This is a genomic window from Exiguobacterium sp. HVEsp1, from assembly GCF_002009685.1.
Classification (GTDB): Bacteria; Bacillota; Bacilli; order Exiguobacteriales; family Exiguobacteriaceae; genus Exiguobacterium; species Exiguobacterium profundum.
The window spans coordinates 2,757,227-2,781,722 of sequence record NZ_KV917367.1; the positions used below are offsets into that span (position 1 = coordinate 2,757,227).

Annotated in this window: 28 protein-coding genes and 1 riboswitch; of the genes, 6 read left to right on the forward strand and 22 right to left on the reverse strand. The window is 48.2% G+C overall.

The features are described from left to right. Positions 1–34: 34 nt before the first annotated feature. The 8 genes from BV910_RS14105 to BV910_RS14140 all read right to left on the reverse strand — a co-directional run bounded on the left by BV910_RS14105 (position 35) and on the right by BV910_RS14140 (position 6,690). The gene (locus BV910_RS14105) at positions 35–514 is read right to left on the reverse strand and encodes a hypothetical protein (protein ID WP_078147838.1); all 480 of its coding nucleotides are present in this window, start codon (positions 512–514) and stop codon (positions 35–37) included. A 90-nt stretch (positions 515–604) separates the two neighbouring features. Then, positions 605–1,234, reverse strand: coding sequence for an NADPH-dependent FMN reductase (locus tag BV910_RS14110; RefSeq protein WP_031421917.1), 630 nt, complete (start codon positions 1,232–1,234; stop codon positions 605–607). Continuing rightward, on the reverse strand, positions 1,231–2,223 hold the full coding sequence (locus BV910_RS14115; RefSeq protein WP_041917956.1) for a ring-cleaving dioxygenase: 993 nt from the start codon (positions 2,221–2,223) through the stop codon (positions 1,231–1,233). Before BV910_RS14115 ends, BV910_RS14110 begins: the two co-directional genes overlap by 4 nt. 27 nt (positions 2,224–2,250) lie before the next feature. Continuing rightward, positions 2,251–2,694, reverse strand: a complete 444-nt coding sequence (locus BV910_RS14120; RefSeq protein WP_078147839.1) for a MarR family winged helix-turn-helix transcriptional regulator — start codon at positions 2,692–2,694, stop codon at positions 2,251–2,253. A 238-nt stretch (positions 2,695–2,932) separates the two neighbouring features. Further along, on the reverse strand, positions 2,933–4,063 hold the full coding sequence (locus BV910_RS14125; protein WP_078147840.1) for a tetratricopeptide repeat protein: 1,131 nt from the start codon (positions 4,061–4,063) through the stop codon (positions 2,933–2,935). Positions 4,064–4,112: 49 nt separating this feature from the next. Further along, the gene (locus tag BV910_RS14130; protein WP_078147841.1) at positions 4,113–4,652 is read right to left on the reverse strand and encodes a ribonuclease FAU-1 family protein; all 540 of its coding nucleotides are present in this window, start codon (positions 4,650–4,652) and stop codon (positions 4,113–4,115) included. 62 nt (positions 4,653–4,714) lie between these two features. Then, entirely contained in the window at positions 4,715–5,767 is a 1,053-nt protein-coding gene (locus BV910_RS14135) for a DUF58 domain-containing protein (protein WP_078147842.1), read from the reverse strand. Between the two features lie 2 nt (positions 5,768–5,769). Then, positions 5,770–6,690, reverse strand: coding sequence for an AAA family ATPase (locus BV910_RS14140; protein WP_078147843.1), 921 nt, complete (start codon positions 6,688–6,690; stop codon positions 5,770–5,772). Positions 6,691–6,784: 94 nt separating this feature from the next. Here BV910_RS14140 and BV910_RS14145 point away from each other — a divergent pair, with 94 nt between their 5' ends. The 4 genes from BV910_RS14145 to BV910_RS14160 all read left to right on the forward strand — a co-directional run bounded on the left by BV910_RS14145 (position 6,785) and on the right by BV910_RS14160 (position 9,311). Beyond that, a complete protein-coding gene (locus BV910_RS14145) occupies positions 6,785–7,477 on the forward strand; it encodes a hypothetical protein (protein WP_078147844.1) in 693 nt (230 codons plus the stop codon). A 73-nt stretch (positions 7,478–7,550) separates the two neighbouring features. Then, positions 7,551–8,291 (forward strand): hypothetical protein, encoded by a 741-nt coding sequence (locus BV910_RS14150; RefSeq protein ID WP_078147845.1) that lies wholly within the window; start codon positions 7,551–7,553, stop codon positions 8,289–8,291. Positions 8,292–8,336: 45 nt separating this feature from the next. Then, positions 8,337–8,435, forward strand: a riboswitch (TPP riboswitch). Between the two features lie 66 nt (positions 8,436–8,501). Further along, positions 8,502–8,987 (forward strand): energy coupling factor transporter S component ThiW, encoded by a 486-nt coding sequence (thiW, locus tag BV910_RS14155; protein WP_078147846.1) that lies wholly within the window; start codon positions 8,502–8,504, stop codon positions 8,985–8,987. A 60-nt stretch (positions 8,988–9,047) separates the two neighbouring features. Beyond that, positions 9,048–9,311 carry a hypothetical protein gene (locus tag BV910_RS14160; protein WP_047794733.1) on the forward strand — a complete coding sequence of 88 codons (264 nt, stop codon included), beginning with the start codon at positions 9,048–9,050 and terminating at the stop codon, positions 9,309–9,311. Here BV910_RS14160 and BV910_RS14165 read toward each other — a convergent pair. Then, the gene (locus BV910_RS14165) at positions 9,306–9,782 is read right to left on the reverse strand and encodes a GNAT family N-acetyltransferase (RefSeq protein WP_078147847.1); all 477 of its coding nucleotides are present in this window, start codon (positions 9,780–9,782) and stop codon (positions 9,306–9,308) included. The genes BV910_RS14160 and BV910_RS14165 overlap by 6 nt on opposite strands. Before the next feature lie 211 nt (positions 9,783–9,993). On the opposite strand from BV910_RS14165, the gene BV910_RS14170 reads away from it, so the two are divergent. Beyond that, positions 9,994–10,392 carry a VOC family protein gene (locus BV910_RS14170; RefSeq protein ID WP_074035381.1) on the forward strand — a complete coding sequence of 133 codons (399 nt, stop codon included), beginning with the start codon at positions 9,994–9,996 and terminating at the stop codon, positions 10,390–10,392. Between the two features lie 118 nt (positions 10,393–10,510). Here BV910_RS14170 and BV910_RS14175 read toward each other — a convergent pair whose 3' ends face one another. Together BV910_RS14175 and BV910_RS14180 are read right to left on the reverse strand one after the other, a co-directional pair. Then, positions 10,511–10,978 carry a hypothetical protein gene (locus tag BV910_RS14175; RefSeq protein ID WP_078147848.1) on the reverse strand — a complete coding sequence of 156 codons (468 nt, stop codon included), beginning with the start codon at positions 10,976–10,978 and terminating at the stop codon, positions 10,511–10,513. Positions 10,979–10,981: 3 nt separating this feature from the next. Continuing rightward, positions 10,982–11,173, reverse strand: coding sequence for a helix-turn-helix transcriptional regulator (locus BV910_RS14180; protein ID WP_031421892.1), 192 nt, complete (start codon positions 11,171–11,173; stop codon positions 10,982–10,984). Between the two features lie 177 nt (positions 11,174–11,350). Between BV910_RS14180 and BV910_RS14185 the strand changes: the two genes are divergently transcribed. Next, on the forward strand, positions 11,351–13,165 hold the full coding sequence (locus tag BV910_RS14185; RefSeq protein ID WP_078147849.1) for an LTA synthase family protein: 1,815 nt from the start codon (positions 11,351–11,353) through the stop codon (positions 13,163–13,165). A gap of 35 nt (positions 13,166–13,200) precedes the next feature. On the opposite strand, the gene BV910_RS14190 is transcribed toward BV910_RS14185, so the two are convergent. The 11 genes from BV910_RS14190 to glmS all read right to left on the reverse strand — a co-directional run bounded on the left by BV910_RS14190 (position 13,201) and on the right by glmS (position 24,421). Beyond that, the gene (locus tag BV910_RS14190) at positions 13,201–14,085 is read right to left on the reverse strand and encodes a VOC family protein (protein WP_078147850.1); all 885 of its coding nucleotides are present in this window, start codon (positions 14,083–14,085) and stop codon (positions 13,201–13,203) included. 14 nt (positions 14,086–14,099) lie between these two features. Continuing rightward, complete coding sequence (locus tag BV910_RS14195) at positions 14,100–14,384, reverse strand: putative quinol monooxygenase (protein ID WP_074035366.1); 285 nt, start codon at positions 14,382–14,384, stop codon at positions 14,100–14,102. Positions 14,385–14,486: 102 nt separating this feature from the next. Beyond that, positions 14,487–15,944, reverse strand: a complete 1,458-nt coding sequence (locus tag BV910_RS14200; RefSeq protein ID WP_078147851.1) for a methyl-accepting chemotaxis protein — start codon at positions 15,942–15,944, stop codon at positions 14,487–14,489. 167 nt (positions 15,945–16,111) lie between these two features. Continuing rightward, the gene (locus BV910_RS14205) at positions 16,112–18,769 is read right to left on the reverse strand and encodes an MMPL family transporter (protein ID WP_078147852.1); all 2,658 of its coding nucleotides are present in this window, start codon (positions 18,767–18,769) and stop codon (positions 16,112–16,114) included. Positions 18,770–18,772: 3 nt separating this feature from the next. Beyond that, positions 18,773–19,216: a MarR family winged helix-turn-helix transcriptional regulator gene (locus BV910_RS14210; RefSeq protein ID WP_078147853.1), complete on the reverse strand. Its 444-nt coding sequence runs from the start codon at positions 19,214–19,216 to the stop codon at positions 18,773–18,775. An 85-nt stretch (positions 19,217–19,301) separates the two neighbouring features. Continuing rightward, positions 19,302–20,258, reverse strand: a complete 957-nt coding sequence (locus BV910_RS14215; protein ID WP_078147854.1) for an NAD(P)/FAD-dependent oxidoreductase — start codon at positions 20,256–20,258, stop codon at positions 19,302–19,304. Between the two features lie 69 nt (positions 20,259–20,327). Then, positions 20,328–21,014, reverse strand: coding sequence for a DUF975 family protein (locus BV910_RS14220; RefSeq protein ID WP_078147855.1), 687 nt, complete (start codon positions 21,012–21,014; stop codon positions 20,328–20,330). Between the two features lie 83 nt (positions 21,015–21,097). After that, on the reverse strand, positions 21,098–21,316 hold the full coding sequence (locus tag BV910_RS14225; protein ID WP_012727632.1) for a helix-turn-helix domain-containing protein: 219 nt from the start codon (positions 21,314–21,316) through the stop codon (positions 21,098–21,100). Between the two features lie 10 nt (positions 21,317–21,326). Next, complete coding sequence (locus tag BV910_RS14230) at positions 21,327–21,806, reverse strand: DUF2975 domain-containing protein (protein WP_078147856.1); 480 nt, start codon at positions 21,804–21,806, stop codon at positions 21,327–21,329. Positions 21,807–21,921: 115 nt separating this feature from the next. Further along, complete coding sequence (locus BV910_RS14235; RefSeq protein WP_078147857.1) at positions 21,922–22,485, reverse strand: YdhK family protein; 564 nt, start codon at positions 22,483–22,485, stop codon at positions 21,922–21,924. A gap of 139 nt (positions 22,486–22,624) precedes the next feature. Continuing rightward, the gene (glmS, locus tag BV910_RS14240; RefSeq protein WP_078147858.1) at positions 22,625–24,421 is read right to left on the reverse strand and encodes a glutamine--fructose-6-phosphate transaminase (isomerizing); all 1,797 of its coding nucleotides are present in this window, start codon (positions 24,419–24,421) and stop codon (positions 22,625–22,627) included. Between the last annotated feature and the right edge of the window lie 75 nt (positions 24,422–24,496).

The window sequence follows — 24,496 nt, forward strand, 5'->3', positions numbered from 1 at the left end:
CCCTCCTTATGTTAATGTATCCTTGTTCGTTTCCCTAAAAGAAGTTGAATCGAACGAAAAGATCTTGGATGACATCGATGATATACACACTTCCCGTTACAATAAGCAAATATCCGATTGGGATGAGCAGACTTTTCACTGTTTGTAGTTTTGTTATGTCTCCCCGATGCTGTAGTAGACGATCCACCAAGTAAAACAAGGTCGCTGCGAGAAGACTGAGCCATGACAAGACGAGCCCGAATAGTATATGTAAAACAAGCGAAGTGAACCACCTGAATCGTTTCGAACTGAGTCGATTCGCCAACCAGTCACTGCACCATGAGGTCACGACACCGTAGGTCAACATAATCGGAAAACTGACCGCTACATAGGCAACCGTCATCAAAAGGAAGCCATTCAGTACGCTACTCATTCCTCCATTTTCTCCTACACCCATCATAGTGACCCCACACGCTAACAGAATCGCATAGACGGGCGAAGCGATGGATGTTGTGACGATTTTACGATTCCACATCTGCACTCCCCCTAATCCCTTCCAACTTTACACGACCTGTTCTGAAAACGCACAAAAACCAGCCTAAATTCAGGCTGGCTTCGCGATTTGTTAATTGTTTGCAACTTCTCCGGCTTTCGTACGGACCGATTGCATCGCTTCCGTCCATGGAAGGAGTTGGTCGAGCATATCGTTTACCGATTGCGCTTGAACTTCTTTCGGAGCGAAATGCGTACCGTTCTCGAAGTCCGTGAAGAGTGAGAGTGCAGGATGGACACGTACGTGAGCGATTGACAATTCACTCAAAATGCCCCGTAAATGTTCTGTTGCCCGTGCTCCACCAACAGAACCGTAAGAGACGATTCCGGCTGCTTTGTTGTTCCATTCGACGCGTAAGTAGTCGAGTGCGTTTTTAAGAGATGCTGAGATGGAATGGTTATATTCTTGGACGATGAAGATGAATCCGTCCATTTGCGCAATTTTCTCCGACCAGGCTGCAACGCCAGATGCGTCCTGACCCGCTTCGCCGAGAAGTGGCAAGTTGTAGTCTGCGATGTCGATGACTTCATAGTTGGCATCGCCACGTTTGTCGGCGAGTTCTTTCACCCATTCCCCGACTTGTGGACTGACGCGACCTTCACGAGTTGATCCGAGTACGATTCCGATGTTTAACATAGTAGTTCCTCCTTGGTTATGTTGTGATGCATCTGATTTTCCAAACAAGCGATTTAAGAAACTCATTTCATGCCCTCATATTCTTTCTCAAATGTTTTCGTGCTTCTGACCGTATCGATTGGTCGTACCATCGCCTCGATTTGCGAACGTTTCGCTTCGAGGAACGGCGGGAGTGACAACTTCTCACCGACCGTCTCGTACGGCTCGTCTCCCATGAATCCAGGTCCATCTGTCGCCCATTCGAACAAAATTTGCGGCGCGACACGTGCATAGGATGATTCAAAGAAGAAGCGATCGACGTAGCCAGAAGTCGGCAAACCGAACTGTTGGAGACGTGCTGTCCATTCATCGAGGACGCTACGGTCTTCGACACGGAATGCGACATGGTGCACGGTACCGAACCCTTGACGCGCTTGTGGAGATGTCTCGTCGTGAATGACGATCACTTGCGCTCCGTTTCCACCTTCACCTCCTTCAAAGAGATACACATCACCTTCTCGCCCGATCTCTTTAAACAGCATCACTTGCTCCATCACTTGTTTGAAATATGTGATATCTGCGATGCGAATAAAGATTGGACCGAGTCCCGTAATCGCGTATTCAAGCGGGATTGGACCGTTCTTCCACGGCTCGCCCGACGCGATGCCTTCGTTGAACTCATCCGAGATGAGTTGATACGCCTGCTCATCAAAGTCGATGAACGAGAGCGTCTTCTTCCCGAACTGTTCTTGAATCCCTTCGTGCTCGACGCCGAGACGGTCGAAGCGACGGACCCAATACGTCAACGCTTCATCTGTCGGTACGCGGAACGACGTTTTCGCGATTTCATTCGTTCCGTGCTTACCTTTCGGGATACCTGGGAAGTCGAAGAAGGTCATATCTGTCCCTGCGTTTCCTTTATCGTCCGCAAAGAATAAGTGATACGTTTGAATGTCGTCCTGGTTGACCGTTTTTTTCACCAAACGCATGCCTAACACGTGAGTGAAGAAATCGTAGTTTTTTTCGGCACTACTCGTGATTGCTGTGACGTGGTGAATTCCTTTAACATGATTCATCATTCTCTCTCCTTTTATATCTTGATTTCAAGATACATGATTAAAATTTTTTGCGGCTTCTGCCCGCTTTCCTATTTGTTTCAACTGTTCAATCGTTTCGTTTAATTGCATCCCTTCAAACACAGCGTTCATATGCTCCGTATGCTTAGGGAAAATATCTTGCATCAAACGCTCTCCGTCATCTGTCAGCGCAGCGTATGTGATGCGACGATCGCTCGGACAAGCCTTACGAATGAGATATCCTTTTTCTTCTAACCGGTCCACGACGTACGTCATGCTGCCGCTCGAGAGGAGAATTTTCTTCCCGATGACTTGAATCGGTTGATCCCCTTTATGATATAAAAACTCGAGTACGGCGAACTCGGTCGCGTTTAACCGGTAAGACGCCACTTCCTGCTTCACCAGGTCTTGTAACGACTGAGAGGCACGTAACAGCACAGTAATTGTTTTTAGTGCATCAGATGGTTCCATCTGTCTCCCTCCTTTGTCCAAGAGAGCCATTAACTTAAATTCAAATATCTTTAATTCGAGATAAATATATCATGTGACAATTCTTCCGTCAATCGATTTGATTCAAAAAAATGAGACGGGTTGTTCCCGTCTCATTGCCCTCGCCATACGACTGTTGTTGCTCACTTAATTCCAATTTGACAGCATGTATACCAATTTTGTGCATCGATCGGGCGTAATGAAATCATGTCATTCTCCTTTAGTCATATGTCTCATTTAAGTTTCTTGCATAAAATGCGATAGCACGCCGGTACCGCGCGATGCTCTCGTCCGGTTTCGGACTTGCAAGCAGTTCAAGTAACGTTCCCGTCGCTTCTTCATGGCGACCGACGTTGTAATGGGTCATCGCTTGAAATACCTTGAGCGCCCCGTGATTCGGGAATTGCTCGATTGCCTCTTCAAATAACTGTTCCGCTTCCGTGTATCGTCCGAGTGCCCGATACGTACTGCCGAGTCCGAGATATGATTCCGCCAACTCTTCCCCCGTCAACCCGAGTCGGATGGCCCGTTCATAATGCGGGACCGCTTGACGTTCTTCACCGAGCGAGTCATAGCACCACGCACAGTACGCATGTAGCCTCGGATTCTTTTCATCTTTCCGCAAGAGCGACAGGAACAGTTGCTTCGCCTGCTCGAGTTGTCCCTCCTCACGGAGACGGACGGCTCGATCAAAGTCATGGTCTTCTGGCACGTCGGTCACCTTCTTCGCAAAATCTTCGTCTAACCAAGCTTGCAATGTTTCGTAATACTTTCCGATATGTACTCCATCGACGAGTGCATGATGGGCTTGGACGGATAACGGCATAACCAGACGCTCGCCTTGGCGTTCGAACTTGCCCCAAGCGATGCGCGGCACGCTGTCATGTTGTTGCTGATGCGTCGGATGCATGATACTCGTGAATGTGACCCACGGGACGCTCGTGATATACAGTAAGTCGTCGGGCTCTTCGTCCCCGACCACGACTTCATCGCCAGCTTGCTCCATCCGCGTCGTCACTTCCTGTAAGAATGTCGGTAAATCTTCATAAAACGTAGCCGCACAAAAGTTGAAGACATCCTCGTCTAACATGACTGTGAACGAAGGGTGGACCACCTCGTGTTCGACGACCTCTTCACCACGGATCCGATAGCGCAATTCCGGAATCGCGTTCGCCGCTCTCACCGCACCGTATAAAAAGAGTTTGAAGAACGATTGATTGCTCTCCTTGGCATATGTATATAGGTTCGTGACATCTACGTTTGCCGTCACGTTGAAATGTGGCGCATCAAACGCTTTGAAAAACTCGAAGTGCTTACGTCGTGCCCACGTCTCGATTTCAATTTTTTTCATAAAAACTCCCCCTCCTACGCTCTTACTGTAGCAGAGAGAGTGAATTCGCTCATAGCTTTTGTTTTAACTGTTCGTAATGTCCTTTTGCCAAATCAAAGTAGATGAAGTCTCCACGTTCGATCCGTTCGAGCGTCGCTTCGAACTCACGCCATCCACGTTCGACCTGTTCAGGCGTCAATTCGCCGCTTTCAGCCGCCGCCTTGAACTCATCCTCATCCTTTTTGACGATATCGCCATTTGGAAATACAAGAATATCGAGCAACAAGTCATCCATGTACGGAATGCCATTTTCTTCGCCGATTCGGTCGACGAGGTCGATATACCATTGCACGATTTCACCGTCAGGGTTGAACATGACCGTCACACCGAACGGTTCATTTTCCGGGAAATATTGGAGCCAAGCAAACCCGGCATCCGCCACGATGAATTCTTCCCCTTTGTGCTTTTTATATAATGGTGCGCGAACCTCATCGATTTGGAATAAGGCGACGACGCCTGAAAATTGTTCCGTCTGAACACGAATTTGCGCGTAGCGGTTCTTTAAAATCCGTTCCCAGTCTCGTCGATTCGCATACTTTCGTTTTGCCATATAGATCTCCCCTTTGGTCATCTCTATATGATACAGTTCGCCAGAAGAAGGAAAGTTCCTTGTTAGTCGTACAAATTATGCTGATTGAACCAAACGAGATGACTTTGCTTCAAGCGTTTCCGCTCGACCATACGGACGAATGCGTCTGTCGAGATGAAACGGTTCCCGGGATGGAGGTCGGCCAACATCAAGAGGATGAGGCGTGAACCTCGTTCTCCCTCTTGAAGAGAGATATGCTCCATCTTTCCTTCACCATTGAAGCGATTGATGAACAGTTCGACTTTACACTCCTCTTTTAAGAGACGAGTCGTCACATATGCGACTTGGCTAATGATCGACTCGAAGTCGTGATGTAATGTGTAGCCGGACGGCCCACTCAAGTCGACTGCGAACGTGAACGTGTCGAGCGACGTCTTTTGAAAGACTTTCGATTGGACTCGTCCAAGTTTCGCCGTCGCGACCCAGTCGATCTCTTTGACCGGTTCCCCTTCGTAAGGCTTCGAACCTAGAACCTGAAGTGGATTCCGTAAAGGTGATGCGGTCAAAGGACGGTCACCGAGTGCCAATCGTTTCGTACCGACCGGAGGATGTAACGTGAGGGACGGCAACACCGTCCATCGTTTCTCGATCGGGTACTCAAGAAGATACGTCCCGAGATGAAACGGGAGCGTCACAGCAAGTACGCACTCTTCGATATAAGCTGGTCCCCGGAATTCAGCCTGCACACGAAGCACGTGACGAGCCTGATCTGTCCGTAACGTCAAATCCAGACTGTTCGGGGACCGGTCGTGGTCTGGAAAGCTGAGCGCTGTATTGGTTTTCAAGCGAACGCGAACGGGAAGCCCGAGTCGTTCGATGACTTCACTTCCATCTAAAATCAGTTGTACCTCCGTCTCATCCCCGACAAAGAGAAGGGATTCGTGGCTATGTACGTGAAGCCGAAGAGCTTGTTCCAACTGTTTCCGTGTCCGTTCAAAGAACCAAACGATGCCCGTAAGTAAACAAAGCGCATATCCGACAATCTCCATGTACGGGACGAATACGAGAATCACTCCAGCGAATCCATAAACCGGAATCCATTGTTTCTGTAGGGCGTTATGTGTCGAGAACGTCATCTTCAGCCCTCTACCGGCACAGAGACGGTATCTAAGATGTAACGGATAATGTCCTGTTTCGTCGATTTGATGCCTCCTTCAAGCGTCAACGTCAAACGATGGGACAATACATAAGGTGCCACGGCTTTCACATCTTCCGGAATGACGTACAACCGATCATTCAGATAGGCGTAACTTTGAGACGCTCGCATGAGCGCGATGGCTCCACGTGGACTGACACCGACCTCAACGGATGCATGTTCCCGGGTCGCGTGAACGAGCCCGAGTAAATAATCGAGGACATCATCTTGAATCGATACTTGCTTCACTTCCTCCTGAGCACGGCGTAACTCGTTTAACGTCGCAACCGCCTCTACGGTTTTCCGTGTTTGGCGCATGACTTGTAAGAGGAGTTCTCTCTCTTCCGCAACATCAGGGTAACCGACCGGAATCGAAATCAAGAAGCGATCGAGTTGGGCATCCGGTAAGGGGAACGTCCCCGCTGATTCAATCGGGTTTTGCGTCGCGATGACGAAAAATGGTTTCGGCATCGGATATGTCTCTCCCCCGATGGAAACTTGTCGTTCTTCCATCGCCTCAAGCAAGGCGGACTGCGTTCGTGGAACCGCTCGGTTGATTTCATCAATCAAGACGATGTTCGCAAAGATTGGTCCTTGGCGATGATCGAACGTCTGCGTCTGCATGTTGAAATAGTCTGCTCCGATCACATCAGACGGTAACAAGTCGGCCGTGAATTGAATCCGGGAAAACACCCCGTCGAAGCTAGCCGCAATTGTTTTGGCAAGTAACGTTTTTCCCGTGCCTGGCACATCTTCTAATAGAATATGTCCTTCCGCGAGTAACGCCGTACAACAGAGGCGTACGACATCCTCTTTTCCTAAATACACTTCGTTCAACTGTTTGATGACCTGCTCCATGCCCATATGACGACCTCCATTTTTTGTCTTAATCAAACTTTACCTTTTTATGGTAAGATAAACAACAAATAGTCTGAACATTCAAAAAGGAGGTAACTTCTTGCGCTGGACGAACAAGTTTTTTCTCATGATTGCCGCCACACTTCTCGTCACCTTTACAATGATGGTGGTTGCGACCGGGATATTCGAATGGCTCTATAACCCGGAAACGATACCGGTCGAGGAAAATAATAGTCCTCCTACGAATTTCAAATCAGATGAAGACAGTAAGCTTTTAATAGATGAATCTAAAGCAGATTATCCGTATGAATTAGATCCTCGAAAAGGAAAAATAAAACTTCTTGAGAGATTTACGGGCTCTGGAGAGTCCACACGACGAAATCTCGGTTTATTGGTCGCTTTGATTGCATTCTGTTTGCTCGGTTTTTATGTCTATCGAAAGCGAAAGCAACGTTTGGCGCGCGCACGAGATCATGTTGATTCAAGCATAGACCCGCTTGTAGAATCGCTACAAAACAAGAACGCTTCGTCCGTTTCGACGCTCACAGCGTTCACGAACGTCCCGATTCGCGATGCGCTGATCACATTTAACCAATCTCTCGTACCAGCCAAGCGATTGCGTGCTCATGAGACATTGCAAGAGTGGTTCCAACGCATCGATTTACCGATGAACCCGTCCGTTTATCATGCGGTTCGCTACGGCACCTCTTCAGGTGTGACGATTTCTGAAGAAGATACACTTCACTTCAAGAGAACACTCGATACCTACGCGACACGTCCTCACCCCGAGTGAGAATGTGCACAGGTTCTGCTTTTTCATCATGAATGATAAAATGGTGGAAAATGTCAGTTAAGGGGATGGAAACATGAGACGATGGGCGATATTCGGATTAAGTGCACTTTTACTCGCGGGTTGTACAGATACGGTGGCAGACAATCCAACCCCAATCGAATCACCCGATGAACCCATCACCGAATGGACGCGTGAGGACTTTAAAGACGTCTATGACCAATACGAACAAACGAAACCGCTCCTTACTGCCCTTGAACAACAAGGAATCAAACCGTTTCGGGAGACGTTCGAACGGGTCATCATCGCAGGCAACGGCCTCGAGCATACGTATGCGGATATTTACCCATTCAAGCTCGATGACGGGACGTATGCTACCATTTTCGACAGTCAAGACGGAACGGTGATCAATGGTTCTGAGTCGGTCGCTCCGCTATTCTGGCAAGAGGAATCTTTCCTTCAATACGTTGAAGAGATTGAAAATCGGAAATTCGGTACAAGTGCCCCACCTACCGATGTCGTCCTCACGCAGGATGAATTCCAAACGGTCTATGACCGCCATGCCTACACGTCAGCTCTCCTCGTCGAACTCGATGAAGCGGGCGTCGAACTTGCACGGGAGCCAATCGATGATGTGATCATCGCCGGGAACGGCGTGACTGAAGTCACTGCCGACTTGTTCGTATTCGATGTCGAGAGCGGGTATGCCATCGTATATGATCAGGACGGAGAAATTTTAAAAGGCCCCGAATCCATCTCACCGCTCTTTTGGAACGAGAAGGACTATGAGGACCTGTTAGCCAAGAATGAGGGATAATTTCGCCCCTTTTCCGATTTTAGCTATGCTATACTCAAATCAATAAACGACCACTAGGGGAGCCTTCGGGCTGAGACGGCATTTGCCGGACCCTTTGAACCTGATCTGGCTCATACCAGCGTAGGGAAGTGGCTTGGGATACGTCTCTGTATGTCCACGCCATTTTTCCGTCTGGAAACGTGACGTTTTTATTTTGAAAGGAGACTATTCATGCGTATTCAACAACTCACTTGGATGGCAATGCTCGTTGCCATCGCCGTCGTCGGTTCGATGTTCATCTCGATTCCTACAGGTGTCGCCCGCGCTTATCCGATTCAACATATGGTGAACGTGATTGCCGCAGTCACCGTCGGTCCAATCGGAGCCGTTCTCGTCGCTTTCGTCACCGGACTCATTCGCGTCATGACCGGTACAGGATCACTGCTCGCATTCCCTGGTGGCATGATTGGCGCGTTTCTTGCCGGCATGTTCTTCGTTCGCACGAACCGCGTCTATGCGGCCGCTCTCGGAGAAATCATCGGGACTGGGGTTATCGCTTCGTTGATTGCCGTCCCGTACGCAAAACTGTTGATGGGTTCGACGTTCGGTGCATTTTTCTTTGTCCCGGCGTTCCTTGCCTCTAGTTTGACGGGTGCGCTTCTCGGTTGGCTCGTCTTGTCGCGTGTCAAACAGTTGCGACCGAGCGTACTCAAATAAAAGCTCCCTTTTTGGATGAAAATGGTAAACTATAGACAACATCTATAGAGGAGGGGTTTTATGTCTCGTTTCAATCAACTTGTAGCGGGTGGTATTTTGTTGTTTTTGTCCGGACTCTTATATACGCTCGAACGCATCGCACTCTACATACGTTGGTACGCCGAAATCTCAACCGGGAGCTGGTTGGAAAAACCGACGTTTGTCGATCCATTTCTCCAAAACTGGTTCGTTACCTTGTTTCTCTTTGCCGCTATCCCCTTCTTCTTGGCAGCTATGAATGTCACGCAAAAAACAAGTCCATCCGAGAATCCGACCGACTCATGACGGTCGGTTTTTTGTATGATAGACCCAAATCGCTTCACCGTTCCATTCATCAATTAAGCCACTGTCGAAAAAGCCGTTCTTCGCATAAAATCGTTTCGCGGCTTCATTCTCTTGATGGAGACTGAGGATGATATCATCCACGTCGTATTGTGTCTGGATGAATTCCACTGCCATGCGTAGGCACTTCGTTCCAACGCCTTTCCCCTGTTCGTATTGATCAATCATGAAACGGTCGAGCCACACGTAACGTTCTGACTGGTTCTCCGCTCCGACCATCATAAAGCCAACCGCTCGCTCGCCTTCATAAAATGCAAAGCTCTGCCAATTGTATTTCGTATCCTCAATCATCTCTCGAAGGGATTCGGCATTCGTCTCGATGAATCGAGATTGTTTCTCGTCCACTGTCAGGGCGATGACCGCCTCTCGATTGACTGCATCAACCGGTTGAATCGTGATTTCATTTACTTTCATATGTTCACCTCATTCTTTTTTTAGTCCTTTTCTCTCTTTCATACGCTTTCTCCCGTAAAAAGTTTCTTCTCCCGTATCTTCGAAAGCATGCATTCGTTACACTAGACGTACGAGACCCGGATGGACATACGATCAGCCTCATCTCAGAAGAATTGACTTCTCCGTTCCACCGTGATCGAGTGAAAGATTTGCAAACGAAAGGAAACAACCAATGAAACAAATCCATCATATCTGTATCCAAACCCCGGATTATGCCGCATCGAAGTCATTTTACGAAGCGCTCGGTTTTGAACTCGTCCAGGAGTCGCCAAACTTTCATACGCGTGACTTCAACAGTTGGCTCAAACTCGGTGATTTTTATATTGAGCTCCAGACTGCTAAAACAGATGAAACGTTACAAGACTACTCGAAACATGTGGCCGGTCCCGTCCATTTCGCCCTCTATGTAGATGACCTCAAAGCGGAAGTCGCACGACTCGAACAACTCGGCGTCACGTTTTTACCGAAGCACGGTGGCAACATCTACTTCGTCGTCGATGGACATTTAAGTAAATTAAAAGCACCGGAAGGAACCATCATTGAACTGCGTGATACGTTCGAGATTACATAATCAGAGCTTCACAGTTATCTAACAAAACCAGGTCCATGTTTGCATGGGACCTGGTTTTGTTATGCACTCTTAAAGACATAGATGTCCTATTTGAAGTAAAACGAATATATCAACTCGGTCATGAAAGCTCACGATTTTTTCTAAATGACCGTTGAAGTGAAATGAATTGTGCGACCAGAAGTAACCCATTTGAAAGAAGTGTCATTGCTAACAAGTCCACCCAAGAGTAAATCACTACACCTGTCACCTTTAATGCTATTGCCACTCCAGCAAACAAAACAGCAAACTTCGATGTGGAACCAATCAGTTTCCTTAGTTCGATTTTATATTCAGATTTCTCAACAACGTTTGTATACTCCATACCTGAGAGAATATAGCGAATCCATACATAGAGACTTAGAATTGCTATAACACTCAATAAAATATATGAAGACTCAGTGTTGAATATACCTGAAAATCTATTCAATAGAACGACTACTCCCAAAAATCCAATGAACAAAACGAAAGCCTCGGCTATAAAGTACAACATCCGCCTTTCTTTATATTCGTCATTTGGTAAAAACATTGTGACCCATGATTCTTTCATCTTTTACTCCTCCCAGAATAAATCATTTAACGTGACGCCCAGAACCCTCGCAATGGCAATACAGAGTTTCAAAGAGGGATTATATTTATTCGATTCGATCAAACCGATTGTCTGTCTAGTCACACCGATCGCCTCTGCCAAATCGGTTTGAGTAAGATTCTTTTCTACTCGATGTTCTTTTACTCTATTTCCCATGTCTGTCTCCTAATTTAGTTGCGCAATACCTAAAATGTAATATATATATTCCATTAACGCAATATATATATTACATATTTTTGATTACGAATGAATCTCCATCACACTTTCTACGTTTTCTCTGTTCATAAGAAAGGAAAGGATACAGTAACTACATTTTGAGTTAGGAGATCACTAATGAAATATCTCGATTATTGGAGCTACTTGTCACTCTCTCTGGCAAAGCTCTTCTTTTTTAGCTGGTTGACCGCGACGGCGTTCGACTTCTCATTCTTCCTCATCAATTTGGCGACGATTTTGCTCCTGACGAGTTGGGCACTCGCCGTGTCTTATCCGATCCGCCGATGGATTTTATACGTTTCTCTGTTCCTGCATAGTACCCTGCTCGTCTCGGACGTCTGGTACTATCGCTATTTTGAAGACTTATTATCCGTCGCCTTACTATCTGATATCGGGCAGATGGGAGATGTCGGGGGTGGCTTCTTGACGCTCATCCGCCCAATCGATGCGTTCTTCTTCATCGACCTCATCATCTACGGTTTGATTTTGCGTTATATGAAACGTCATCCTGTCCGTGAAGGGAAACGAAACGGAAGACGATTGGCGCTCGCTGGCTTCACACTCGGATTTCTTCTCTTCACAATCCCGCTCACCCTCAGTTATCAGCGTGGAGAAAAGTGGATCGCGGACGACCCCATATCGAATATGCGTGAATACTATCATCTTGGATTTTGGGGCTATCACGCGATGGATGTCGCCCGAGGCGTCGAACGTGCTATGGGATGGAACGAAGCCCTGACAGAAGAAGAGCGTTCTCAAATTCAAGCACTCTCTTATCAAGAATTAAGTGCCCCAAGTCCAGATACGAACGTTATCGTTTTACAACTCGAATCATTCCAAACATCCGTCATCGATCAACAGATTGATGGACAGGAACTGACCCCGAATTTGAACCGACTGCGACGTGACATGCTTTACTTCCCGAACGTGTATCATCAAACGCATGAAGGGCGAACGTCTGATGCAGAGTTCATCGTCAACACGTCACTTTATCCTGTCAAATCTGGTTCCGTCTACACGCGTTTCCCGGGAAATCAATTCAGCGCGCTCTCTCAATCCTTGAATGAGGCGGGCTACGATACGGCAGCCATGCATTCGTTCCGAAAAGACTTTTGGAATCGCGATGACTTTTATGACAATATCGGGTTCAATCATTTCTTTAGCGACAAAGACTACCCCGATCAAGGCATCATCGGGATGGCACTCAACGATCAGGAATTCTTAAATACGTCGGTCGGATTTATGGAAGAGTTGGATGAACCATTTTACGCATTTTTAGTCGCTTTAACGAGTCATACACCGTACGATATCCCGGAAGACGAGAAGCGGTTGGACCTATCTGATATCGACGATCCCCTTCTCGAAAACTATTACCATACCGTTCATTTCGTCGATGCCGCTGTCGGTCAGTTCATCGAACGATTGAAACAAGATGGTTTCTGGGATGAGACGCTTCTCGTCATGTATGGTGACCACGATAGCGGTCTGACGGCACCAGGAGAAGAGATGGCTACCCTCGAAGAAGTGAACTCGACGGTTGACGCGTTTCAACTTGACCGTGCTGTCCCTCTCTTCATCAAACCACCTGGACCGACGACAGGAGAAGTCATGGAGGCGAGTGGTGGACAAATCGATATCGCCCCGACGATTCTCGATTTACTTGGAATCTCTCCAGCATATATGCTTGGCGACTCCTTATTGAATGATACGTCAAATCTAACCGTCTTTCGGACGGGCGCTTTCCGATACGAAGATTATTACTATGAACCAGACTTGACCGAACGTGCTGGTAACGGCGCATGCTATTCCATTGAGACGGAAGAACAAGTCGCATTCGATCGATGCGCCCCTTACATCGACCGCGCGGCCAGTCAGCTCCGGCTCTCGGATACCATCATCGAGAAAGATGCCCTCTCGCAAATGAGTCCATGAAAAAACTCCCGAGCTATTTGTTTCGGGAGTTTTGTTCAGTAAGCTTTACGCAATGTCGCGATATCAAGCTTTTTCATGGGCAGACATGCCTGTACGACCTGTTCAATCTGCTCTTGCGAACCTACCGTCATCATCTCTTCCATTTCCCACGGGATGATTTGCCAGGAGACGCCATAGCGATCTTTCAGCCAACCACACTCCTCTGCTTCCGGTACAGCCGATAGCCGCTCCCAGTAGGAATCGACTTCTTCTTGCGACTCACAAAAAGCGATGAGCGACTGGATCTCGTTAAACGCGAATTGATGATTTTCCGCGCTGTCCATGGTGACGAACTCGCGTCCGGACAAGACGAAGCGGGCGTAATTGAGCTTCCCTTCCAACTTCGGGCCGTCTGTCCCCCCGTAACGAATCATATGGTCTTCCAGCACGTAAGAATCCGGGAAAATCGAAATCCAGTCATTCATCGCCGCTTCAGCATGACCAAAGACGTCCCCGACGAACAAAAAGCATGGGGTCACCGTCTGGATGTCCATCCCGCCGCTATGCATGATTTGCCAGGATACCCCGTGCTTGTCTTTCAACCAGCCATAGCGCGCGCTGAAATCATACGTGTCAAGCGGCATGAGCACCTCTGCCCCCTCACTCAATTCGCCCCAAAGCGTATCCACTTCTTCCGACGTCGGGAACGTGACCATGTACGAGATGGAGGGATTGCGGTCCTTCAACGGACCCGCCCCAAGCAGTTGCAAGAACTGTCCCGACAGCGAGACGGTCACAATCGTCGTCTCACCTGAAGGCGTATCCATCAGTTTCGTCGTATAGTCGATGAACGAATCGGGAAACTTCGAGACGTACCACTCCGCAATCGCTTCGACGTGACTTTCGAACCAAATACACGGGATAATCGATTGGGTAATCATTAGATTTCCTCCTTTCAGACTTCACGTAGACGATACACGTCTCTCACGGCGAGCAATGTCTCCACTCGTTTCCGGTACGCCTGATAATGGGCTGAATGGATATGCGCGTCGAGCGCCGTCTCGTCCCGATATTTCTCATAGAACACGAACGTGCCCGGGGCATCGATTGACTCATGGAGCACATACGTCAAACATCCTTCTTCTTGTCTCGATGGGGAAATGACTTCATCGAGCGCTTGCCTTAACTCTTCCTCTTTCCCCGGATATGCCTTTAATACAGCGGTAATCACGATTTCCATTGCAAATTCCTCCTCCGTTTTACATGAACGCAATACTTTTCCCGTTTTAGAAGAGATGTATACGCAAATGGACACGCCGATTTGTAAAGGCGTGTCCATCGTTTAGACGAGTTCGTTCGCAATCTCGTTCAGTTCTTCAATTTGATCTTTCAACGAAGCTAACGCTTCTTGTTGTGAAATCGTCAACACATGAACGTCTTGGCTGTTCGTTTCGAGTGCCATCGTCAACGCCGTCATATCACCCGTCACTTGATGGACTTTGTGTAATTCTGCGGCGGCGATTTGGAGCTGACTCGACGTCTCATCTACTGTTCCTGCGACCGTATTTGTCGTTTGAATCATGGAAAGGATCGACGCCCCACTCTTACGGACTTGTTCTTCCTGCGTCGATAGACGTTCTGTACTGCCATCGATGGCACGTTCCGTCACTTGTACCTCTTGCATGACGAGTTGGATAATGTCATTAATCTGAGCTGATGCTTGTGCCGTTTGAGCGGACAAATTTCGAATCTCCGTCGCGACGACGGCAAACCCTTTTCCGTGTTCACCTGCTCGTGCCGCCTCAATTGAAGCGTTAAGAGACAACAAGTTCGTCTGAGACGAGATTTGCTGAATCGTATCCGTGATGGTCCGCACTTCTTGGAAACGCTCCGCCAATCCTTTAAAGGCTAGATTCACTTCACTGATACTTAAGTTCAGCTCAGCAAGCGACCGTTCTGTCGAATCCATATTGTCATGTGATAGTTGAGCGTCTTGTAAGACACCGTTCACGTGCGAGGTTGTTTCTTGAAGCTGTTGTTGCATCCGTTCAAACGCCTGTACAGTGGATTGAATTTGTGAGGCGACATTCTGAATCAAAACTGCTTGTTCAGACGTTCGTTTTGTCATCGAACCAATTTGGGCCGTGACTTGTTCTGAGGCGTTCGTGACGGAATCAACGGAATCATTCATTGTAAATACCGCGCCATGAAGCATTGTCGCACTCGCTGTCGTCTTCGCCATGTTGAGTTCGACCTCACTCGCATGCTGTTCAGCTTGTTGTTGTTGTGTAAACGTCTCGTGTAATAATTTTGCCCCAAAGAAAGAAACGAAGTAGGCGCCAGACAAAGCCATTGTGAGCACAGTGAACCAACTGACGAAATCGAGCGGCGTTTCAAATGAAAAGCGCCCAATCAATACAGCTCCGACCGATACGATAAGCGCGAGAATGCTGCCGTACAGCACAAGATGCCGATTCAAGTACATCAACATCAATACGATATACAGAAAGACGATATTTTGAATCGCCGCACCGGGCAAGGTATAAATAATCGCTGAAGCAGCGATATACATGAGTGTGACCAGACCGTACTTCAACCACGGCTTTTCTACGTAAAAGCGATAACCGAGCCACGCTCCAATCTGAATAATTGTCCCTGTCATAATAAAACGCATGGCGTCCTGTCCAGCTAGCTCACCCAACCAATATAACATCCCCATAATCGGGTAAGAAAGGAAAAACAAAATGATTAACATCCGCGATACGAGTAACGAGCTCATTTTCTCAAAATGATTTACCATGATTGTTGCCTTCTTTCAATAAAAGTAAGAGTCTATATATATTTCGGCACATGCTGAAAATTTTTAAGTCCATTTCTCGCAGTTTTATTTGTATTGACTCAACAAATAAAAATAGGACAACATATGCCAGCATTCGCTGCACTTGTTGTCCTCTGAATCCCTCACAATTATCTATCTTCAACTTTCCGTTTAAATGGCCACCATACCCCGTCCCCGAAGGAGACCGTGATTGCTGGGATGAGCAGTGGCAACACAATCAATCCGTATAACAACAGTCCGGTGATAACGATCGTCGCAATTTGGACGAGACTGAGTACGCCAGACGGGATCATCGCCCCGAACGTCCCAGCGAGGATGACGGCGGCGGTCATGATGACCGTCCCCATTTTCGTCATCGAATGGACGAGCGCATCGCGCACCGTCATCCCGTTAAGCGACTCCTCCCGGAACCGGTCGAGCAAGAAAATCGAATAGTCGATGCCAAGGGCGATCAACATGACGAACCCGAAGAACGGGACAGCCCAACTGATACCGTCATAGCCGAGACCTTCGACAAAGATAAGCTCCGTGATGGCCGCAGACGTATAATACGTCAATAAGAGCGAACCGATCATATAGAGCGGCATGACCATCGAACGGAACAACACCGTCAAGACGATAAAGAGTGTGACGAGCATGATGGCTACCGTTCGATTGAAATCATTCGTCGATGTTTCATTTAAATCGCTATTGATACTTGAGATCCCGGCATATCCGATGGTCGCATCCGCATACGGTGTTCCCGTCACGGCACGATTCATCGTCTCTTTGATTGTCTCAACGGTATCAATCGCTTCTGGCGAATACGGGTCCATCTCTAAGACGACCTCGAGCTGAGTCGCCATTCCTTCATCGAAGACATATCGTTCGACTGCAGGTGAGAACTCATCTGATGTGAGCGTCCCTTCCGGAAGATACACGCCTGTCTCCCGAAGCGCATCTGCTTCACTCAACTGTTGTAAGAACGAAACGGCTTCGCCGAGACCAGACTCAATTTGTCCTAGCCCGTCGTTCGCTTCCGCGACACCTGTCGCCAGTTGCGCTAACCCGCTACCAAGTTCACCGACCTGAGAACCTTGTGCATTTAATGCGGACGCCGCTTCGTTGATTCCTGACTCAATTTGTGTGAGGCCAGCTGATACTTGACCGAGCTGTCCGACTGCGGCCGGGATGTTTTGAGTCGCTGTCAATCCTTGCCCAATGAGACCAAGTTGACCATTCAACTGATTTAGTCCCGCTGCTGCTTCTGCAAGCGGTGCCCCAGCATTGGTTGAACCGCTTGGTAGTTGTCCAACAATCCCGTTCAATCCTTGCTCAATCTCATCCAATCCAGTTTGAACATCCCCGAGACCCGTCTGCGCTTCAGACAAGCCATCGCTGACTTCACTGATCTGCGTATCGACATAAAAATCGTCGATGACTTCACCAGTAGGACGTGTGAGCGCACGGACACCATTCACACCTTCGACTTTTTCAAGCTCACTTGCAAACTTTTCGATATAGGGAACTTCTGATTCTGTAATGGCTTGATCTTGTCTCAAAATGACTTGTACCGGAAGGGATTCCCCTTGACCGAACCCTTCTGAGATCAAATTCAGTCCGCGAACCGAATCGTACCCGTCTCCAATCTCATCGACCGTATTGAACGAACGGGCATCGTCATATGTGAATAAGACAGGTACTGTGATCAACCCGACAACTAAAATCGATACGAACGGGCGATTGACCGACAATCGGCTCAAGCTAGCCCAAAGCTTGCTGTCATGATGCTCGCCTGCCTTTTTCGACGGCCAAAACATTCGCTGTTTGAGCGTCGCCATAAAGAATGGGACGACCGTGAAAAGAATCAGCAGCAACACCGCAATCCCGACTGCGACGGCGACCGCTGATTTAAAGATTGGAAAATCAGCAAATCCGATGGCGGCAAAACCGACGAAGACCGCGAGTCCACTGATGAGGACCGTCCGTCCTGCCGTCTTGTACGTATTGACGATGGCGTCTTCGATGGCGTGTCCTGCACTGAGTTCTTCTTTATAACGGCTAAGAAGCAGGATACAGTAGTCTGTCCCAATCCCGAACAAGATGGCGACAAGAAAGATCTGCGTGTAGTTCGACACCGGGAACCCGAACCAATCCACGAAGAACGCGACAAAGGATTGACTCAATAGATAAGTGAATCCGACCGCGATGAGCGGGATGAACGGGGTCACGATGGAACGGAAGACGAGAAGGAGTAATCCAAAAATCAACACGACCGTGATGATTTCTGTCTTTTTCAACCCTTCCTGTGCACTTAAGTTCACATCATTGTTAATGATTTCTTCCCCGGTGATATATACTGTCTCCTCTTGCGGGAGCACGTTTTCACGGACATCATCAGCAAACGCATTGATTTCTTCCGTCGTACCTTCTACCGTGATGGGGACGAGAACGATGCGTCCGTCTTCCGAGACAAGCTGTGCCTCTGTCTCTTCACTTTCAAACGGATTGAGAACATCTGTCACGACCGTTTCGTTTTGTTTAAGTTCTTCGATGACACGCGCGACATCTGTTCGCTCCGTCTCACCGATTGATTCGAACTCATAGACGAGGGAGATGGTCTTGTCACTCTTCCCGGCTTCATCTAAAATCGCTTGTGCGCGTTGTGAGTCCATGTCGTCCGCAAGTTGGAAGCTCCCTGCCTCTTCTGCTTGTTTCGTTAAGTTCGGTGCTGCGACAAATAATGCTGCCGTCAATACGATGAGGGAAATGAAAATTCCCCAGCGCCATTGAATGATTTTATGCATGTGTTATTCCTCCCCGATTCGGAGCAATTGCTTTATTTTTCGGAACGTCCGAACAAACTGCTCGATTTCAATTTCGTCTACTTCTCCATCGATGAGGGATTCCACATATCGATAGACGGCACCGTCCACTTCTTCGACGAGCCGTTTCCCTTCTGGGGTCAATTCGATCAATCGTTCCCGTTGATCTTGTCCTCGTCGACTCGTGACGAGTCCTTTTTCGACCAACTTTTTCAGGCGATTCGAGACCGCGCTTTTATGGACACCTTGTTTTTGCGCCAATTGCCCAGCCGGAGTTGGTCCAAACTGATCGAGTAACTTCAACAGTTGGAGCTGTTCACGCGAATACTCGCGCCATACGTCCCCTTCCATCGCTTCGATGACATGTTCCGTCCCATGGAACATCACTTCTTCAAATAACTGCACCGCTTCGCGCATCAATGCTTTCATTTTTAGTTTACCCCCTAAACTAGATGGTTATAGTTTATGCCCTAAACTAAATAGCGTCAAATAAAAAGACCGATAAGGGATGCCCTTATCGGCCCATGTTCTTTTCGATGGTTTCTGCCACACGTAACCCAGACAGATAGGCACTTTCGAATCGCGTTCGTCCGGATGGATCATCAGCTTCAAGGAAGACATCCCCTGCTAAATAGATGGGATGATGGCTTACTTGATAAAACGGCTCATGCCATATATCTTTCGCTTGCGCGTAACGCCAGCGTTTCAATTGCCGTGATTGGATGCCGAGGTCTCCGACTTCCTCACGCACTAACCGCTCGATTTCAGCAAGTGTCTCCGCTTCCGGTCGCTCATACCAGTCCTCACTCCACGTCTCTTCCATATAGACACTTATAAGTGATGTATCGGAGATGCCTTTTTGCCGATTATCGACGATTTTTAATACACCAGGTACCAGTTCTTGATCGAGAATACCGTCTGCTCCAATCTGTACATCACCGGCACATTCAAAAAGACCGACGAACGTCGGCGAATATACGAGACGAAGTAGCGCGGGTTTGATTTGGTCGACCAAACTCCCTAGTAGTTCGAATGACTGTGGAAGCGGTGCCGTCATCACGACTTGATCATAGGAACGCGTCGTCACGTCTGTCTTGACTGTGACGGTTCCGTCTTCTTCCACTTGAACGTTCTCCACTCGTTCATTCAACTGTACGGTCAAATCTTCAGCTAAACGCTTAGCGAGGGCATTCATCCCATTAATCGCGACATAACGTGGATAAGGGTCGGCATACCAGACTTGCACCCAGTTCGCATTCATCCACGACTGTACCTCTCGTTCGAGCTCTTCTCCACGCACCGTGAAATATACCGCTCCATGGTCGGCTCGTCCATCACCGATTCGACGCGTCGCCAAGCGTCCCCCGACGCTTCGACTCTTTTCAATCAATTCGACGTCATGACCTTGACGCGCGAGTTCACGCGCTGCGATGATTCCGCTCAGACCGGCCCCGATGATCCCAATCTTCATTCCGCATTCCCCTTTCTCTTCATGAAGATTGTAGCACGTTCCTTCAATTTACCCTCTGTTTGATATGCTTCAGGCTGGCTTGTTCCATTGTTCGTCGTACGCCCGACGCGAGTCTTCATACATGACAGCGAAACGCGAAACGACGAATGGACGAATGAGAACCGTCGCAATCGATAGGGAGAATGCAGCAAGTAAAACCGAATTGACGACCGTAAATAACGTGAAGCCAATCAAATAAATCGGGATGAACGGCAAAATTAGTTTAAATGCGTCCCACTTCTGACCATGCATCAGCGCGCGTGACTTCGTGATCGATTCTTTGACCGATAATGCTGGCTCATCTCGCAAAATAAAGTACGTGAACGCGTAAGAGAAGAACTTCATGATTCCTGGAACAATGAACAATAGTGTCCAAAGCGTCTGGAAGATGGCTAGTAGGATGACTGCAGTCACATGCTTACCAAATCGTTCTTTCATCGGTCGAAACACGTCACGGAACTGCGCGTCTTGTCCGCGAATGATTGAAAGAATGACCCAGTGATACCCAATGATGATTGGATATAGCATGAAGGATACAACAATTGTACATAAAAGGAATACAATCGCCTGTACTGAATCGGCTTTCGCCCCGTAAAGTGTCGAATCGAGCAATGCGCTAGATTCTAATATAACGGCACAGAGAAACGACCAGATTAACAGTCGACCTCGTTTCCCATTAATTGCTTCGTGTGTCCGTTCTGTCCATGTTTGAACCATTTTCTAGTCTCCCCCTGAATGATTTATTTTATATACGCTATATCGTTCAAATACGTTTCATGTTCACACAAAAAAGCAGAGATTCACTCTGCTCGTTCGTCCGCTCGATATTCTAGTATGTCCCCCGGTTGACAGTCGAGCGCTTCACAAATTGCTTCGAGCGTCGAAAAACGAATCGCTTTCGCTTTTCCATTCTTTAAAATCGACAAGTTCGCCATGGTGATCCCGACCCGTTCCGACAGCTCTGTCACACTCATTTTCCGCTTCGCTAACATCACATCTAGATTCACAATCATCGCCATTTTTCTCACCTCAGACCGTCAAATCGATTTCTTGTTTCATATCGATGGCTCGCTTCAATAATTTCTGTAACAACTCAGCAAAGACGGCAATGACAAATGCGGCGAACACGAAGACGAATCCGATGACTAAAAATCCTGGCGAGTCGTCACGCTCAGCGAACCAATAGAAGAACGGGAGTGTCGCCATATAGATGGCCGTGATGGTCAACGCACAATATTTAATGACACGAAGTGCTTTCACCGACCGATAGGAGAATGCCTCATTCCGATCAATCAATCCAAGTAAGATGAATGACTGTGACAAGGCAACGAAAAAGGGAATCGCTGCTACATACATCCCTCCAATAATCGGTCGCATCGAATTCGCAATCCATCCTCCGCTCTCCACCGCCTCTCGCCAAAGGAAAGGGAGTAAAAAGATACATGCCGCGAGAATCGGGAGCGACAAGACAATCACTGCTAGTTTCAAAAAGATGGTTTCCCGTTTCATCTGCCAAACACCTCATTTAGTTTTATTTTCTTTATCATATGCCACGATTTATCGTTTATCAATAAATATTTAATGAAAAAAATAGACCACGAGATGTACTCGAGGTCTATCACATTCATTTCATTGCTTCTAATTCACTTTCGGTCACCCATTTATGGTTTGTGACCTTTTCCCCGTCTTCGGTCGTGTAATCAACCATGTAAACGGTCGTCTCTTCCGCTGTATCGATTGTCGCTTCTGCGCCGTCCATCCCTTCCATATGGTCGGCGGCCAATACGACCTCATCCCCTTCAGACAACGGTTCCTCATCTGGATTGTCCAATTCTTCGTGAATCACCCATTTGTGATCTTCTACCGGGTCACCGCCTGTTGTCGGTGTATAGCTGACGGCGTAGACCGTCGTATCATAAGCACCGACAATCGTGGCCTCCACACCTTCCATTCCTGGCATGTGATCCGCTGTCATCATCGCGGTTGATCCGACTGGAAAAGTCGGATCACTGGCTTCCATCAGCCCGTCTGGAACTTCTCCAGACCCGGAGTGATCCATCGCTGAATGGTCCATGCTTTGCTCTTCTGACATCTCCATCGATGTGTCCTCTGCCGTATCCCCACAAGCGGCCAATGATGTCGCGAGAATCACGACACCGAGACCTGTCATCCATTTCTTCTGTTTCATCAAATCTCTCCTTTGTTCATACTCATGTAGATTTTACCCCCTCTTTTGAAGAAACAGACGTTTTTGAGAACATTGCGATGATTTGTTAACTCATTGCAACAAAAAAGACCAAAATCCCGAAAGATTTTGGTCTTGGACATTATTCAACCGTTACAGACTTCGCCAAGTTACGTGGCTTGTCGACATCACAGTCGCGAGCGAGTGCTGCATAGTACGAGATGAGTTGAAGTGGAAGAACCGTCACGAGTGGCGTGAGAAGTGGTTCAACACGTGGAAGAACGAATGCGTCGTTCTCATGCTCCATTCCTTCCATTGAAATCGTACATGCGATGGCACCACGCGCCACAACTTCCTTGATGTTTCCACGGATGTTGAGGTGTGTGTGTGGTTGAGACACGAGCGTGATGACCGGTGTCCCGTCTTCAATCAAGGCGATCGGACCGTGTTTGAGTTCCCCACCTGGGTACCCTTCTGCTTGGATATATGAAATCTCTTTCAGCTTCAATGCGCCTTCGAGACCTACATATGAATCCAATCCACGTCCGAGGAAGAATGCGTTACGTGACTCTTTCAAGAACTTATCTGCAAGCTCTTCAAAGATTTCTTTTTGTGCCATGATCGAGTCCATTGTTGTCGCAACGAGTGCAAGTTCTTGCATGAGATCAAACGGTAGTTTCTTCCCGTTCGCACGAGCGATGTCGTATGCGAGAATTGCGAGGACGGCAATCTGTGCCGTGTATGCTTTCGTCGAGGCGACCGCGATCTCTGGTCCTGCGTGGAGGAGCATCGTCTCGTTCGCTTCACGTGACAATGTCGATCCTGCCACGTTCGTTAACGTGAGCGCTTTATGGCCCAATTTTTTCACTTCGACGAGGACGGCACGGCTGTCCGCTGTCTCACCTGATTGTGAGATGAAGAGGAAGAGTGGCTTCTCTGTCAAAAGTGGCATGTTGTAACCGAACTCTGATGCGACGTGTACTTCAGTCGGTACACCTGCAACGCGCTCAATCAATTGCTTCCCGACAAGACCAGCGTGGTAACTTGTACCACATGCGACGATATAGACGCGGTCTGCTTCCGAAACGAGTTCACGCACGCCTTCTGCGAGCTCGATGTCGCCGTTCTCGTTCTGGTAGTGCTGGATGATGTTACGGATGACGGCTGGCTGTTCGTCCATCTCTTTCAACATGTAGTGCGCGTACGTGCCCTTCTCGATGTCTGACGCATCGATCTCGGCCGTGTATGGTGCACGCTCGAGTACTTCGCCGTCGAGCGTCTTGATCGTCGCCGACTCACGTGTGAGGATGACGATCTCACCATCGTGGAGCTCGAGGTACTGGTCTGTCACCTGGAGCATCGCCATCGCGTCTGATGCGACGACGTTGAACGTGCCGTCACCAAGTCCGACGAGGAGCGGCGACTTGTTCTTGCCGATATAGAGGCGCTCTTTGTCCTCTGAGTCGATCATCGCGATCGCGTACGAACCGTGGAGGTCCGAAAGCGTCTTACGGAACGCCGCCTCGACATCGCCGAGCTCGACGAAGTGCTTCTCCATGAGCTGGACGATGACTTCTGTGTCCGTCTCTGAAAGGAACGGGACGTCGAGCGTCTTCTTGATGAGCTCGTCGTTCTCGATTACGCCGTTATGGACGAGCGTGAAACGTCCAGTCGTGCTTTGATGCGGGTGGGCGTTCGGCACGCTCGGTACCCCGTGTGTCGCCCAACGTGTGTGGCCGATTCCAATCGTGCCGTCTACTTCTGCTGGGATGATTTCGCGTAGCGCAGCAATGCGACCGACTTCTTTGTGAACGTTGACATTCTCATGCATCAACGCAAGACCTGCCGAGTCATAACCACGGTACTCGAGTTTTTCGAGACCTTTGAGAAGGACTTCCTTCGCTCCGGTATTCCCAATCATTCCTACAATTCCACACATAAACAAATCTCCTCTATTCTTCGATTTCTCGAAAAAGGAAACGGGCTTTTTCTAAGAGCTGTCAGTACACGCTTC